The organism is Nonomuraea cypriaca (assembly GCF_015645445.1).
GTDB classification, from domain to species: Bacteria; Actinomycetota; Actinomycetes; order Streptosporangiales; family Streptosporangiaceae; genus Nonomuraea; species Nonomuraea cypriaca.
In genome coordinates this window covers 66,608-80,997 of record NZ_JADOGI010000006.1, presented here as the reverse complement: position 1 = coordinate 80,997, position 14,390 = coordinate 66,608, and the positions used below count along the sequence as shown (strand labels likewise).

At 70.3% G+C, this 14,390-nt stretch carries 12 protein-coding genes; 5 read left to right on the top strand and 7 right to left on the bottom strand.

The features are described 5' to 3' along the window. Nucleotides 1–114 precede the first annotated feature (114 nt). Nucleotides 115–978 carry an MFS transporter gene (locus ITP53_RS03785; protein WP_328813871.1) on the top strand — a complete coding sequence of 288 codons (864 nt, stop codon included), beginning with the start codon at nucleotides 115–117 and terminating at the stop codon, nucleotides 976–978. Here the strand turns inward: ITP53_RS03785 and ITP53_RS03780 are convergent. Next, nucleotides 939–1,685 carry a methylenetetrahydrofolate reductase gene (locus ITP53_RS03780; protein WP_195893859.1) on the bottom strand — a complete coding sequence of 249 codons (747 nt, stop codon included), beginning with the start codon at nucleotides 1,683–1,685 and terminating at the stop codon, nucleotides 939–941. The genes ITP53_RS03785 and ITP53_RS03780 overlap by 40 nt on opposite strands. Before the next feature lie 10 nt (nucleotides 1,686–1,695). After that, the gene (locus ITP53_RS03775) at nucleotides 1,696–2,340 is read right to left on the bottom strand and encodes a TetR/AcrR family transcriptional regulator (protein ID WP_236050418.1); all 645 of its coding nucleotides are present in this window, start codon (nucleotides 2,338–2,340) and stop codon (nucleotides 1,696–1,698) included. A gap of 72 nt (nucleotides 2,341–2,412) precedes the next feature. Here ITP53_RS03775 and ITP53_RS03770 point away from each other — a divergent pair, with 72 nt between their 5' ends. Then, nucleotides 2,413–3,831, top strand: a complete 1,419-nt coding sequence (locus ITP53_RS03770) for an MFS transporter (RefSeq protein WP_328813870.1) — start codon at nucleotides 2,413–2,415, stop codon at nucleotides 3,829–3,831. A 90-nt stretch (nucleotides 3,832–3,921) separates the two neighbouring features. On the opposite strand, the gene ITP53_RS03765 is transcribed toward ITP53_RS03770, so the two are convergent. Together ITP53_RS03765 and ITP53_RS03760 are read right to left on the bottom strand one after the other, a co-directional pair. Beyond that, nucleotides 3,922–5,799, bottom strand: coding sequence for an ABC transporter ATP-binding protein (locus tag ITP53_RS03765; protein ID WP_195893856.1), 1,878 nt, complete (start codon nucleotides 5,797–5,799; stop codon nucleotides 3,922–3,924). A gap of 35 nt (nucleotides 5,800–5,834) precedes the next feature. Beyond that, nucleotides 5,835–7,895, bottom strand: coding sequence for a PhoX family protein (locus ITP53_RS03760; RefSeq protein ID WP_195893855.1), 2,061 nt, complete (start codon nucleotides 7,893–7,895; stop codon nucleotides 5,835–5,837). Nucleotides 7,896–8,009: 114 nt separating this feature from the next. On the opposite strand from ITP53_RS03760, the gene ITP53_RS03755 reads away from it, so the two are divergent. Further along, nucleotides 8,010–8,447: a sterol carrier family protein gene (locus ITP53_RS03755; protein WP_328813867.1), complete on the top strand. Its 438-nt coding sequence runs from the start codon at nucleotides 8,010–8,012 to the stop codon at nucleotides 8,445–8,447. Here ITP53_RS03755 and ITP53_RS03750 read toward each other — a convergent pair. After that, complete coding sequence (locus tag ITP53_RS03750; RefSeq protein WP_195893853.1) at nucleotides 8,444–9,838, bottom strand: DUF4190 domain-containing protein; 1,395 nt, start codon at nucleotides 9,836–9,838, stop codon at nucleotides 8,444–8,446. The genes ITP53_RS03755 and ITP53_RS03750 overlap by 4 nt on opposite strands. Before the next feature lie 239 nt (nucleotides 9,839–10,077). On the opposite strand from ITP53_RS03750, the gene purF reads away from it, so the two are divergent. Both purF and purM read left to right on the top strand, forming a co-directional pair. Then, nucleotides 10,078–11,514 (top strand): amidophosphoribosyltransferase, encoded by a 1,437-nt coding sequence (gene purF / locus ITP53_RS03745; protein WP_195893852.1) that lies wholly within the window; start codon nucleotides 10,078–10,080, stop codon nucleotides 11,512–11,514. A 200-nt stretch (nucleotides 11,515–11,714) separates the two neighbouring features. Next, nucleotides 11,715–12,740 carry a phosphoribosylformylglycinamidine cyclo-ligase gene (gene purM, locus ITP53_RS03740; RefSeq protein ID WP_195893851.1) on the top strand — a complete coding sequence of 342 codons (1,026 nt, stop codon included), beginning with the start codon at nucleotides 11,715–11,717 and terminating at the stop codon, nucleotides 12,738–12,740. Nucleotides 12,741–12,922: 182 nt separating this feature from the next. On the opposite strand, the gene ITP53_RS03735 is transcribed toward purM, so the two are convergent. Beyond that, nucleotides 12,923–13,150: a DUF3073 domain-containing protein gene (locus ITP53_RS03735; RefSeq protein WP_195893850.1), complete on the bottom strand. Its 228-nt coding sequence runs from the start codon at nucleotides 13,148–13,150 to the stop codon at nucleotides 12,923–12,925. A gap of 151 nt (nucleotides 13,151–13,301) precedes the next feature. Beyond that, a complete protein-coding gene (locus ITP53_RS03730) occupies nucleotides 13,302–14,381 on the bottom strand; it encodes a Glu/Leu/Phe/Val family dehydrogenase (RefSeq protein ID WP_195893849.1) in 1,080 nt (359 codons plus the stop codon). Between the last annotated feature and the right edge of the window lie 9 nt (nucleotides 14,382–14,390).

Genomic DNA, 14,390 nt, shown 5'->3' with positions numbered 1-14,390 from the left:
CGGTCACCCCCCACGATGACAGCCGCCTCCGCTATGCCTGGCGCGTGTGCTCGGTCACCAGCCTGGGGCTCATCCTCATCGGCATCGCCGGCAGCACGCTGTCCGCGGCAGCCGGTGGACGCGCTGGGCAACGTGCTGCTGTTCGCGGCGCTGTCGGCGCTGCTGCTCGCGGTGTCGGAGGCGGGCTCAGGCGGGTTGTCGAGCCCGGTGGTGCTGACCGGGGCGGCAGTCTTCGTGGTGCTGCTGCCGTTGATCGTGCCGGCCGCGCGCCGCTCCTCGAACCCGGTGCTTGACCTGCGGCTGTTCGCGAACCGGCTGCTGACCTACGCCAACCTGGCGTCGTTCTGCAACGCGCTGGCGCGCTCGGCGCTGATCCTGGTGGTGGCGCTCTATTTCCAGGCGGCCAGGGGGCTCGACGTGTTCGAGGCGGGGGTCAGCGTGTTACCCGTGCCGGTCGGGATCGGCCTGGCCTCGCCGATCACCGGCCTGCTGGGGCGGTGGGTCTCGCCGTACGTGCTGTCCATCGGCGGCGCGACCCTGAGCGCGGCGGGGCTCGGGACCCTGATGTTCACGACCGATCCTGGAACGCCGTACTGGGTGACCGCGATCGGCCTGTTCGTGACCGGCTGCGGCAGCGGAACGTTCCTGACCGGCAACACCACACAGGTCATGCGCGCCCTGCCGAGCGACAGCCTGGGGGTGATCAACGGCTTCCGCGTCATGATCATGAACGTCGGCATCGTGATCAGCGTCGGCCTGTCACTCAGCGTCCTGACCAGCTCGGTGGGACCCGGACTGCGCACCCAGGTCTACGCCGGCACCCTCTCCGACCTCTCCCCGATCGCCGTGGGCCAACTCATGAACGGCTTCCAGCACACGTACGCCTTCCTCTTCGCCGTCGCCTTGGCCGGCGCCGCCCTCGCGGCCCTGGCCCGGCCTCAGAGGGCGGTGGCGAGGCGGGATTCGACGTCGCGGTAGCGGGTGACGGGGATGAGGTGGACGCCGGCGAAGGCGCCTGAGTCGCGGAGGGCGAGGACCTGCTCGCAGGCCGCCTCCACGCCCGCCATGCGGTCCCCGGCCACCCGCGCGACCAGGTCGCCTGGCAGGTCGATGTCCGGGATGGCGGCGGCCAGGAGGCGGGCGTGGCGCTCGCTGGCCAGGACCATGACCCCGGCGTAGACCGGCACGTCCACCGGGTTGGCCTCGCGCCAGCGCAACTGCGCCTCCAGTGAGAAGCTGACCTGGGTGAACAGGAAGTCGGCCGCGCGTTTCCAGGCCGGCACCGCACGCAGGCCGGCCGCGGCGCCCACGCGGAGGTCCGGGGAGAACTGCCGCGCCTCCTCGATCATCGAGCGCACCGTGAGGTCGCTCGTCCGGTTGCCGCTCGTCGGCTTGTCGCCGTAGACGAACAGGAACTGGTCCACGCCGTACGCCGCCGCTGTCAGCAGGTCGCGGCGGAAGCCGAGCAGGTTGCGGTCACGGGAGTTGAGGCAGGCGATGCCGCGCCCGCCCATGGCCTCGACCTCGTGCGCCACGGCCACACTCGACACCGTCGCGCGGCCGATGTGGTTGTCGGGGATGAGGAACGAGTGGGCGATCTTGCTCATCGTGCCGATCTGGTGGCGTACGTGCTTCAAATCCGGCTTGGTGGGGGGTTCGATCTCGCAGATCAGCTCGAAGGACATGATCAGGACTCTAGCGCCTGGCCGCCAGGGCCTCTATGCCGCCCAGGACCAGGTCGACGCCGAACGTGTCGTAGAGGGCAGGGTCCATTCCCCCGGCCATCGGGCCGGCCATCTCCACCAGGTGTGGATACTGCTCGACGGGCAGTGACTGCAGCGCCAGCCGTTTGCCCCTGGCCGCCTGGGCTGCGTCCGCGTCCGCAGGGAGGCGGCCAGGGGCGTCGGCGATGGCGATGGCGCTCTGCAGCAGGTATTTCGTGATCAGGCAGCACTCCTCGACCCCGAACCCGGCCGTGCGGGCCAGTCGCAGCGCCTGGTCCCAGACGACCAGGAAGTGCGGGACCGCGACGGGGTCGATCTGCTCGAGGACGTCCTTGGCGCAGGGGTGGCTGCGCAGCGTCCTGATCAGGCCCTCGGTCAGGTCGCGGAGTTGCTCCTGCCACGGGCGGTCGTCGGCCGGCTTGGGCGCGAAGCCGGCGATCAGGTGGTCGGCCATGCCGATGAGCAGTTGCTCCTTGTTCTTGTAGTGCCAGTAGAGAGCCATCGGGGTCACGCCCAGGTCCGTGGCCAGGCGGCGGATCGTGAGCGCGTCGAGCCCTTCGGCGTCGCCGATCTCCAGGGCCCGCTCCGCGATCGCCCGCGCGGTCAGTTTTCCCATCACGGTTGACAACTATACGACGTACGAGTTGAACTATACGCCGTACAAGTACAGCGTATAGGAGGAAATGTCGTGCGATGGTGGGCGCTGGGTGCGGTGACCTTGGGCACCTTCATGACCTATTTGGATAACAACGTGGGGAACGTCGCATTGCCCACGATCCAGCGGGAGCTCGGACTGACGATCTCCGGGCTGGAGTGGATCGTGAGCTCGTACATCCTGGTCTTCGCCGGGCTGATGCTGGCCGGCGGCAGGCTCGCGGACGTCTACGGCGCCCGCCGGGTGTTCCTGACCGGCCTGACGATCTTCACGCTCTCCTCGCTCGCGGCCGGGCTGGCCACGACCGGTGGGGCGCTGATCGCGGCGCGCGCCACTCAGGGGGTGGGCGCGGCGCTGCTCACGCCCACCGCGCTGGCGCTGATCGGCCAGATCTTCCCCGACCCCGGCGAGCGCGGCCGGGCCGTGGGCATCTGGAGCGCCACGGGGGCGCTCTCCATGGCGCTCGGCCCGGCCGCGGGCGGGTTCATCAGCGAGAACCTGCACTGGGGGTGGATCTACCTGATCAACGTGCCGGTCGGGCTGGTGACGTTCGGGCTCGCGCTGTGGGCGGTCAGGCCCGCCTTCGAGCGCGTACGCCACAGCCTCGACCTGCCCGGCCTGGCCACCTCCGCCCTGTTCGCCCTGACCTACGGGCTCATCGAAGGCGAGGCCGCCGGATGGACCTCACCGGAGATCCTGGCCGCCTTCGGCGTGTTCGCGGCGGCGGCCGTCGCGTTCGTGCTGGCCGAGTCGCGGGCCGCCGAGCCGATGATCGTGATGTCGCTGTTCAGGTCCAGGACGTTCACCGGCGGACTGATCACCAGCGGCATCTGGTCGTTCGGCGTGTTCGGCATCTACTTCTTCAGCGCCCTCTGGCTGCAGAATGTGCTCGGCTTCTCCCCCACCGAGGCCGGCGCCGCGTTCGTGCCGATGGCCCTGGTCATGGCCGTGGTCGCGGTCCAGTCGCAGCGGATCAGCGCGGCGCTCGGCATCGGCCGCACGGTGGCGCTCGGGATGGCGCTGATGGCCGCGGCGATCTACCTCATCTCCCGCGTCGGCGCCGGCGGCGACTACGCGGACGTGGCGCCCTGGCTCCTCCTGTACGGCCTCGGCGGCGGCATGCTGGTCCCCCTGACGGCCGCGGTGCTCAGCGGCATGCCGAAGGACCGGTCAGGCGTGGCCTCGGGCGTGCTGAACGTCTCGCGTGAGGTGTTCGGCCTGCTCGGCATCACCGTGCTGGGCGCGCTGCTGACCTCCAGGCAGAGCGCCAGCACCCAGCCGCCGCTCCTCGCCTTCCTCGACGGCTACCAGTTCACACTGGTCGTCGTGGCGTTCGTGGTACTCGCCGGAATCCCGGTCGCCCTCTACTCCCTGCGAGGAAGCGCCGTCATCTGGAGGAGCGGCGGGAGCGAAGCGACCGAGCCCGCCTCGCGAAGCGAGGCATACTTTTGACCTGCGAGGGAGCGCCGTCGTCTGGAGGAGCGGCGGGAGCGAAGCGACCAGAGCGGGGGAAGACGGCGGCATAGGGCGGACGAGCCCGCCTCACGAAGTGAGGCCATAAACACGGTCTTCGAACTGAGTGCGGTACAGCTCCTCGTAGCGGCCGCCGGCGGCGAGGAGGCCGGCGTGCGTGCCGCGCTCGGCCACCACGCCGTCCTCGATCACCAGGATCAGGTCGGCCGCCCGGATCGTGGACAGGCGATGCGCGATCACCACGGCGGTCCTGCCTTCGAGCGCCTCGCCGAGCGCCGCCTGCACGGCCGCCTCGGAGGTCGAGTCGAGCGCCGCCGTGGCCTCGTCCAGGATCACCACCCTGGGCCTGGCCAGCAGCAGCCTGGCGATGGTGAGCCGCTGGCGCTCGCCGCCTGAGAGCCGGTAGCCGCGTTCGCCGACCACGGTGTCGAGCCCGTCGGGCAGCGACTCGATCAGGACCGCCAGCCTGGCCCTGGTGAGCGCGTCCCAGATCTCCTCCTCGGTCGCCTCCGGCCTGGCCAGCAGCAGGTTGGCCCGGATCGTGTCGTGGAACAGGTGGCCGTCCTGGGTGACCATGCCGAGCGTGTCGCGGATGGAGTCGGCGGTCAGGTCGCGTACGTCGACGCCGCCGAGGCGTACCGCGCCTGAGTCGACGTCGTACAGCCTGGGCAGGAGCTGCGCGATCGTGGACTTGCCGGCGCCGGACGAGCCCACCAGCGCCACCATCTGGCCGGGCTCGGCACGGAACGAGACGCCGTGCAGCACCTCGACGCCGCCGCGCGAGTCGAGCGTGGCGACCTCCTCCAGCGAGGCGAGTGAGACCTTGTCGGCCGACGGGTAGGCGAAGCGCACGTCGTCGAACTCGACCGTCACCGGCCCGTCGGGCACCTCGCGGGCGTCGGGCTTCTCCTGGATGAGCGGCTTGAGGTCGAGCACCTCGAAGACGCGCTCGAAGCTGACGACCGCGCTCATCACGTCCACGCGGGCGCTGGCCAGCGCGGTCAGAGGGGCGTACAGGCGGGTGAGGAGCATGGCCATCGACACCAGCGCGCCGGGGGCGAGTTGGCCGCGCAGGGCGTAGAAGCCGCCGAGGCCGTACACGAGCGCCAGGGCCAGCGCGGACACCAGGGTCAGCGCGGTGACGAAGGCCGACTGGGTCATGGCGGAGCGTACGCCGATGTCACGCACCCGCCTGGCCCGGCTCGCGAACTCTGCCGACTCCCGCGCGGGCCGGCCGAACAGCTTCACCAGCGTCGCGCCCGGCGCCGAGAAGCGCTCGGTCATCTGCGTTCCCATGGCCGCGTTGTGGTCGGCGGCCTCCCGGCGCAGCCTGGCGATCCTGGTGCCCATCCGCCGCGCGGGCAGCATGAACACCGGCAACAGCAGCAGCGCGAGCAGCGTGATCTGCCACGAGATGCCGATCATCGCGGTGAGCGTCAGCAGGAGTGTCACGATGTTGCCGACCACGCCGGACAACGTGTCGGTGAAGGCCCGCTGCGCACCGATCACGTCGTTGTTCAGCCGGCTGACGAGCGCGCCCGTGCGCGTCCTGGTGAAGAACGCGATCGGCATCCGCTGTACGTGGTCGAAGACGGCCGTACGCAGGTCCAGGATCAGGCTCTCCCCGAGCCCGGCGGACAACCACCTGTTGACCAGCCCGAGCCCAGCCTCCGCGACGGCCAGCCCCGCGATCGTCAGCGCCACCGTGACCACCACGTCCAGCGGCTCCGCGTTGAAGATCGCGTCGACCACCCGGCCCGCGAGCAGCGGAGACGCCACGGCCAAGCCCGCCATCACCACGCCGAGCAGCATGAACAGCGTCAGCCTGCGGCGGTGCGGCCGCGCGAAGGCACCGATACGGCGGAGCGTCGCCCTGGTGAGAGGGCGACGCTCCGGCCGGTTGTTCATCGAATACAGCTGATGCCAGGCGGTCATTTCCATGCTCATGGCATGGAAGGCTAGATCCTCAAGTTAACTTTAGGTCAACTGCCGATCTTCTTGCCCTTCTCGTGCCACACCACCGCGACCGCAGGGCGCGGCTGGTCGCCGTCGGGCCAGCGGCTGGCCGGGTTCTCCGGGGAGGCGCCGTCGACCTCGCCGGGGTGCTGCACCGCCACGAACACGCTGAGCTGGTCCTCGGCCACCAGCGGCCCGCAGGTCTCGGCGCCGGTGGGGACGGTGAGGAACTGGCGCAGGTGGCCGCGATCCTTGCCGCGCACGGGCATCACGAACAGGCCGTCGTGGCTGCCGAGCTGGTTGCCGTCCGTGGAGATCCACAGGTTGCCGTCGCGGTCGAACGTCACGTTGTCCGGGCACGAGATCGGCGAGACCTTGGTCTTGTCGAAGCCGGCGAAGTAGGTGGCGGGGTCCTTCGGGTCGCCGCAGACCAGCGGGATCGACCAGGCGAACGTCTTCGCGGCCGCGTCGTTCTTGCGCTCGACGATCTCCAGCACGTGGCCGTGCTTGTTACCGGTCCGCGGGTTGGCCTCGTCGACCTGGGCCTTGGTGCGGTTGGTGTTGTTGGTCAGTGCCACGTACACGCCGCCGGTGACCGGATTGCGTTCCATGTCCTCCGGGCGGTCCATCTTGGTCGCGCCCACCTTGTCGGCCGCCACCCGCGTGTAGACCAGGACCTCCTCGGCGGTCATGCCCTTCACGTACGACTTGTCGCCCGAGACCAGCGGGATCCACTCGCCCGAGCCGTCGAACATGCGGTCGGAGGGAAGCTTGCCCGACCCGTCGATCTGGCCCTTCGGGCTGTCGCCGGTGAACTTGGCGACGTACAGGGTGCCCTCGTCCAGCAGGTCACGGTTGTGCCGGTCGAATCCCCGGACGTAGCGCTCCTTCGAGACGAACTTGTAGATGTACTCGAACTGCGCGTCGTCCCCCATGTACACCACCAGGTGGCCGTCGCGGGACAGCGTCGTGTTGGCGGCCTCGTGCTTGAAGCGGCCCAGCGCGGTGCGCTTGACCGGCGTCGAGTCGGGATCGAACGGGTCGATCTCCACGATCCACCCGAACCTGTTGGCCTCCTGGGGGTGCTTGGCCAGGTCGAAGCGCTCCTCGACGCGGTCGAACCTACGGCTGTCCTCCGGGGTGCCGGTGGTGATCGTGTAGCGGGTGATGTACGGCCGCTGCGCCTCAGGCACCTTGTCGCCGTTGACGAAGTACTGGTCGATGTTCTCCTCGGCGGTCAGCACCGTGCCCCACGGCGTGGTGCCGCCCGCGCAGTTGTTCAGCATGCCGACCGGCTTGAGCCCCTGGCGGTCGGCGTCTGTCTTGAGCAGATCGCTGCCTGCGGCCGGACCGGTGAACTTCATGGGGGTCTGAGCGGTGATGCGCCGGTTGTAGCGGCGGCGCCCATGAGTGACCAGCTTCCACTCGCCGGTGCCGCGCTCCCGCTCGACCTCCACGACCGAGCCGCCGTGCGCGGCCAGCGCGATCTGGATCTGCTCCTCGGTCGCGTCCGCCCCGCCCGTGTAGCCGCGGAACATCAGGCTCTCGTCGGTGTACTCGTGGTTCACCCACAGCAGCCCGCGGTCGCGGCCCATCGGGAACAGGGTCACGAAGTCACAGTTGTAGCCGAACTGCTTGTTCTGGGCGTCGGCGGTCTGGTTGTCGAAGTCGAACGCCGGTGCGTCGGACAGCACCGGGTCCCCCCAGCGCACGACCACGGAGGAGCGGTATCCGTCCGGGATGCTCAACTTGTCGTCGGTGTTCGGCGGCACGGGGGTGAAACGGAGGTCGCCACCGCCGCCGTGCCCGCCGCGAGCGGCGGCCTTGGGCTCGTCGGCCAGCGCGGGCACCGCTCCCGCCACGCCGGCGCCAACCACGACGGCCCCGAGCGCACCGGCCCGCAGCACGCCGCGGCGCGACAGCGCCTCCTTCACCACGTCGCCGAAGTAGGCGTTGGCGGTGGTGTTGCCCACGTCGTGCGAGCACGCGTTGCCGCAGCGGAACTGACAGGTCAGCGCGGAACGGCCGCCTTTGTGCGGGGTGGAAAGCAACGGCAGCAGCCGCCGGCTGGCGTCGGGGTTCGCCACGGGTCCTCCATGAAAGTGCGCGGTTGTACGGCCGGGACGCTACGGTCATCAGCGAAACCTGAGGTGAACGAAGACCTCCGTCTCGATGAACGCTCCCCGGGAGACAATGGTGGGGTGTCGCCACGCAAGCTGGACCAGGAAAAGCTGAAATCGGCTCTCGACGGCCAACTCGTCGCCCTTGACGAGCCCTCCTATGACGGGCCGTCCGCCGCGCTGCCGGACGCGCTGGTCTCGGCCGTGCTGGCCGCCTACGACCGCGGGCTGAGCCCGGAGCGCGACGCGGCCAGGCAGGCCGTGCGCTACCTGCTCGGCAAACTCGCCACCGCCGCGCCCGGCAGGACCGTCGAGGTACGCGTTCCGCCGTACGCCGCCGTCCAGGCCGTGGCCGGCCCCCGGCACACCCGCGGCACGCCGCCCAACGTCATCGAGACCGATGCCCGCACCTGGATAGAGCTTGCGCTCGGCCGCCTCACCTGGGCCGAGGCGATGGCCAAGGGCGCGGTTTCCGCCAGCGGCTCCCGCGCCGACCTGTCAGCGCACCTGCCGCTCTAGCTGCCCGCCCTCATCCAGGGAAACTGCTGCTCGAAGCACTGGTCGGCGAGCTGGGGAGGAAGGTGGCCGCATGCCTGGACCACGTTCCAGAACCAGACGGCCACGATCGCGAACAGGATCAGCGACAGGACGCTGATCACGATGCCGGCGATGGCGCGGCCCTTGCCCGCGCGCTTGGCGAGCGCCACGCAGCCGAAGACGATCGACAGGATGGCGGTGATCAGGCCCGTGAAGCAGACGAACACCAGGAACGGGCTGGCCACGCCGAGAACCAGCGAGGCCGTGGCCAGGCCGCTGCCTGGCCGCTCCGCGCCGTAGGGGGCGCCTGGTCCGCCGTATCCGTATCCGGGGGGCGGCGGGCCGTAGCCGGGCGGACCGCCGTACGGGCTGGACGGGGTGGTGCCCGGCACGGTGGGCTGCTCCTGGGAAGGACGCCCGTACGGAGGGCCTTCAGGACGCCCGTACGGAGGGCCTTCAGGACGCCCGTACGGAGGGCCTTCAGGACGCCCGTACGGAGGGCCTTCAGGACGCCCGTACGGAGGGCCTTCAGGACGCCCGTACGGGGGGCCTTCAGGACGCCCGTACGGGGGGCCTTCGGGTTCGCGGGGCGGGCCGCCCTGGCCCGGCGGCGTGAAGAAGGGCTGGTCGCCCTGGTCGTACCGGGACGGCTGCCGCGGCGGCGGCTCCTCCTCTGCCGGGGCCCCCGCCCACCCCGGATACGACGGTGTGGCACCCGGGATCGGAAAGGCCTGCGTCGCCTCCGCATCCTCACCCTCCGGCTCCGCCCTCTCAGGCGTTCTTGCCGGGTCCGGTGGCTCGGGGCCCTCCGCCGGCTCCGGGACCTCGGGGGCGGTGGGCAGGTCCGGGTGCCTGGGCTCGGCCGCCGGTCTGGGCTCGTGCGTCGGAGGCACGTCGGGGCGCGGGGCCACGGGCGGCGCGGGCGCGATCGGCTCCTCGCCCTCGGACTCCCCCTCGCCCTCGGACTCTCCCCCGCCCCGAGGCTCTCCCTGACCTCGATACTCCCCCTGGAAATCACCTCGGGACCCGTCATGGGGCTCGCCTTGGGACCCGCCCTGGAACTCACCCCGGGGCCCGCCGTGGGGCCCGTGGGGCTCACCCTGGGGCTCTCCTGCGCCGGTGGGAGGGGCCGTGCCGCCGGTGGGGCCGGCGCCGGGCGGGCCGCCCGCGGACCACTCCTCCGGTGTCTGGTCGCCGCCCGTCGGCCCGCTCTCGTACGGGCGGATCTCGGGCCTGCGCTCCTCTTCAGCCTGATCCGGCACACCCTCGCCAGGCCGCTCGGGCGCATGCCGCGGCGACCCCCCGGGCCGGTCCTCTTCAGAGCGGCGTTCCTGCCCCGGGCGGGGCTCGTTCGGGTCCCCAGGTGTGGTCACGTCTGCGTCTCCCGACTGTCTGCATGCCGGATACTTCACCCTTACGCGGAAGGCGACCGTTAAACCACAGGACACGGTAAGAGGTGGTCGATCCTTGGGTCATCTTGCGCCAAAGCGGCAGGCTGAGGGCAAGATACGGCCATGCTGGACAAGACCGCTCTCCTCCGGGCAACCCCGTGTTCTCCTGCGCGCAACCCCGAGTGTGCGAGCACGGAAGCGCTCAACCTAGACTGAGACATGTGCTGAAGGGCGACGGCCGGCTCGGCCATGACCTGGACCCCAACGACCGCGCACCTCAAGACGCCTGTGGCGTCTTCGGCGTATGGGCTCCAGGCGAGGAAGTTTCCAAACTCACCTACTACGGGCTGTACGCGTTGCAGCACCGCGGCCAGGAGTCCGCGGGCATCGCGGTCAGCGAGGGGAGCCGCATTCTCGTCTACAAGGACATGGGCCTGGTCGCCCAGGTCTTCGACGAGTCGGTGCTGGGCACCCTGCGCGGCCACCTGGCCATCGGCCACTGCCGCTATTCCACGACCGGATCGAGTGTGTGGGAGAACGCGCAGCCCACGCTGAGTTCCACCGAGATCGGCGGGCTGGCGCTCGCCCACAACGGCAACCTCATCAACACCCCTGAGCTGGCCCAGCGCCTGGCCCCTGGCTCCACCCGGGCGACGACGGACACCGAGGTGCTGACCACGCTGCTCGCCCAGGACCGCACCCGTTCCGTCGAGGACTCGGCCGCCGAGCTGCTCCCGCAGGTCAAGGGCGCCTACTCGCTCGTCTTCATGGACGAGACGACCCTCTACGCGGCCCGCGACCCGCAGGGCGTCCGCCCGATGGTCCTGGGCCGGCTGGAGCGGGGCTGGGTGGTGGCCTCGGAGACGGCGGCGCTCGACATCGTGGGCGCCACGTTCGTCCGCGAGATCGAGCCGGGGGAGCTGCTCACCATCGACGAGCGCGGCGTCAGGTCGCGCCGCTTCGCGCTGGCCGAGCCCAAGGGCTGCCTCTTCGAGTACGTCTACCTCGCCCGCCCCGACACCACCATCGCCGGGCGAGGCGTACAGGTCACCAGGGTCGAGGTCGGCCGCGTGCTGGCCCGCGAGCACCCCGTCGAGGCCGACCTGGTCATCCCCACGCCCGAGTCCGGCACCCCGGCCGCCGTCGGCTACGCCCAGGAGAGCGGGATCCCGTACGGCCAGGGCCTGGTGAAGAACTCCTACGTCGGCCGCACGTTCATCCAGCCGTCCCAGACCATCCGCCAGCTCGGCATCCGGCTGAAGCTCAACCCGCTGCGCGAGGTCGTCGAGGGCAAGCGGCTGGTGGTCGTGGACGACTCGATCGTGCGCGGCAACACCCAGCGCGCCATCGTCAAGATGCTGCGCGAGGCCGGCGCCAAAGAGGTGCACGTACGCATCTCCTCGCCGCCCGTGGCCTGGCCGTGCTTCTACGGCATCGACTTCGCCACCCGGGCCGAGCTGATCGCCGGCTCGCTGACCATCGAGCAGATCCGCGCCTCGCTCGGCGCCGACTCGCTCGGCTACATCTCCCTGGAGGGCCTCACCCAGGCCACCACCATCCCCGCCGACCGCCTCTGCATGGCCTGCTTCACCGGCTCCTACCCCATCCCCATCGACCAGGACAACGTCGGCAAGTTCGTGTTGGAGAGCAAGGCATGAGCGAGCGAACCAATAGACACAGCACCACGGTGGGCGCGCTGCCGACGAAGGAGGTAGCGTGAACGAGCGGAGCGAGCGAACCAATAGACACAGCACCACGGTGGGCGCGCTGCCGACGAAGGAGGTAGCGTGAACGAGCGGAGCGAGCGAACCAATAGACACAGCACCAAGGTGGGCGCGCTGCCGACGAAGGAGGTAGCGTGACCACCTACGAGGCCGCAGGGGTCGACATCGAGGCGGGTGAGCGGGCCGTCACCCTGATGAAGGACAAGGTGGCGCGGTCGCGACGGGCCGAGGTGGTCGACGACGCGAGCGGGTTCGCGGGGCTGTTCGACGCCTCCGCCCTGCTCCGCTACCGGCGGCCGCTGCTGGCCACCTCCACCGACGGCGTGGGCACCAAGGTCATGATCGCCCAGCAGTACGACAAGCACGACACCATCGGCATCGACCTGGTCGGCATGGTCCTCGACGACCTGGTGGTGTGCGGGGCCGAGCCGCTGTTCATGACCGACTACATCGCCTGCGGCAAGGTGGTGCCCGAGCGCGTCGCCGACATCGTCGGCGGGGTCGCCGAGGGCTGCCGCCTGGCCGGGGCCGCGCTGGTCGGCGGCGAGACGGCCGAGCACCCCGGGGCGATGGAGGCCGGCGAATACGACCTCGCGGGCGCAGGCACGGGCGTCGTGGAGGCCGCCGCCATGCTGGGTCCCGCGCGGGTGGAGGCCGGCGACGTGGTGCTGGGGCTGGCGTCCTCAGGGGTTCACTCCAACGGCTACTCGCTCGTACGGCACGTGCTGCGCGAGGCCGCGCTGTCCCTCGACGCCGTGCTGCCCGAGCTGGGCCGGCCGTTGGGGGAAGAGCTACTGGAGCCGACGCGGATCTACTCGCTGGACTGCCTGGAGCTGGCCCGATCCGTCGACGTCCACGCCTACGCGCACATCACCGGCGGCGGCATCGAGAGCAACCTGTCACGGTCGTTGCCCGGACATCTGGACGCCCTGCTGGACCGGTCGTCCTGGACACCGCCTGCCGTCTTCGGCGTGCTGGCCGGCCACGGCCGGATCGCGCAGCGGGACATGGACCGCACGTTCAACCTCGGGGTCGGGATGGCGGCCGTGGTCGCCGCCGACGCGGCGGACGAGGCGATCAGGGTGCTGCGCGAGCGCGGGATGGACGCCTGGGTGCTGGGCGAGATCGTCCCAGGATCCGGCCAGGCCGGCTACCGCTAGGCCCTCACCGGCTCGTCCTCGCGACGAGCCCAAGACATCTCCAGAAACCACATCCCGGGCGTGTCCCCCGGCCCTGGGTGGTCAGACGTGACGAAAGCCCCACGGTTCCCCGTGGGGCCCGACGAGCGTGAGAGAGGAGCCCCGCGCCCGGGGCCCTCGGCTCACGTCAACCAGAAGTGCGGCTATCGACGGCCGGACGTGCGGCCATCGTCGTCGTCTCCGGCGCCATAGTCATCGGCGTAATCGGCATAGCGATCCGCCAGCTCATCGTTGAGGTCGTCGGCGTCGTCATTGCTGGAGTCTCCGACCCCGAGTTCGTCGCGAAGACGGTCAAGATCCGTGCCACCGCTGTTGTACTTCAGCTGGCGAGCAACCTTGACCTGCTTGGCCTTTGCTCGGCCGCGCCCCATTGGCTCGACCCCCTCGTGTGGGGTCGTCCCCGACCCCTCGTCGCTAACGCACCACACACTGACGCCGCCTGACTCCGGGCGTCAGCCTATCGTTCGCCTATTACCGTACCTGTTTTGTGCCCAGCTCGGTACGTCGTATGGGCGTGGGGCGTCAGTGGCCTAGCCAAATGGCCCGAATACGCCCGACTTCCGACATTCTGCGCTCGGCCAGCCTATCTGCTGCGACCGCCGGAGGAACGCCCTCGTCGGCCGCTATCCGGAAGATCTTCAGAGTCGTTTCGTAGATCTGGGCCGCCTTGGATCTGGCGCGATCCATGTCGAAGCCCTCGATCTCATCGGCGACCTGGATCACGCCTCCCGAATTGACCACGTAGTCGGGCGCGTACAGGATCCCACGCTCGGCGAGCTGCTTCTCGACGCCGGGATGGGCGAGCTGGTTGTTGGCCGCGCCGCAGACGATCTTCGCCCGCAGGTCGGCCGCCGTCGTGTCGTCCAGCACGCCGCCCAGCGCGCAGGGCGCGAAGACGTCGATGTCGGACGTCGTCAGCGCGCGGGCGTCGGCCACCACGTCCACCTCCGGGTGGCGCAGGCGTACGCGCTCGACGGCCTTGGGGTCGACGTCGCAGATCACGACCTCGGCGCCGTCCTCGCGCAGGAGCTCCACCAGGCGGTTGCCCACCTTGCCGACCCCTTCGACGCCGACCCGCCTGCCGTGCAGCGAAGGGGTGCCGTAGACGCGCTCAGCCGAGGCGCGCATGCCCTGGAACACGCCGAACGCCGTCAGGATGGACGAGTCGCCCGCCCCGCCGTGGGCGCGCGTGCGGCCGGTCACGAAGCGGCACTCGCGGGCCACGATGTCCATGTCCTCGCTGTAGGTGCCCACGTCGCAGGCCGTGATGTAACGCCCTCCGAGCGACTGCACGAACCTCCCGTACGCGCGCAGCAGCGACTCGCTCTTGTCCCTGGCAGGGTCGCCGATGACGACGGCCTTGCCGCCGCCGAGGTCGAGGCCGGCCAGCGCGTTCTTGTAGGCCATGCCCTTGGCGAGGTTGAGCACGTCGGCCAGGGCCGCCTGCTCGCTCTCGTACGGATAGAAACGGGTGCCACCCAGGGCTGGGCCCAGCGCCGTGTTGTGGATGGCGATGATGGCACGCAGGCCGCTCTGCTCGTCGGCGCAGAACACGACCTGCTCGTGGACGTCCTTGTGGGACGTGCCGAAGACGTCGGTCACGGTAGTGAC

Coding starts and splice junctions, on each gene's coding strand:
- ITP53_RS03780 (WP_195893859.1), bottom strand. CDS start 1,685: ATGTCCTTCGAGCTGATCTGCGAGATCGAACCCCCCACCAAGCCGGAT.
- ITP53_RS03735 (WP_195893850.1), bottom strand. CDS start 13,150: ATGGGGCGCGGCCGAGCAAAGGCCAAGCAGGTCAAGGTTGCTCGCCAG.
- ITP53_RS03775 (WP_236050418.1), bottom strand. CDS start 2,340: ATGGGAAAACTGACCGCGCGGGCGATCGCGGAGCGGGCCCTGGAGATC.
- ITP53_RS03765 (WP_195893856.1), bottom strand. CDS start 5,799: ATGAGCATGGAAATGACCGCCTGGCATCAGCTGTATTCGATGAACAAC.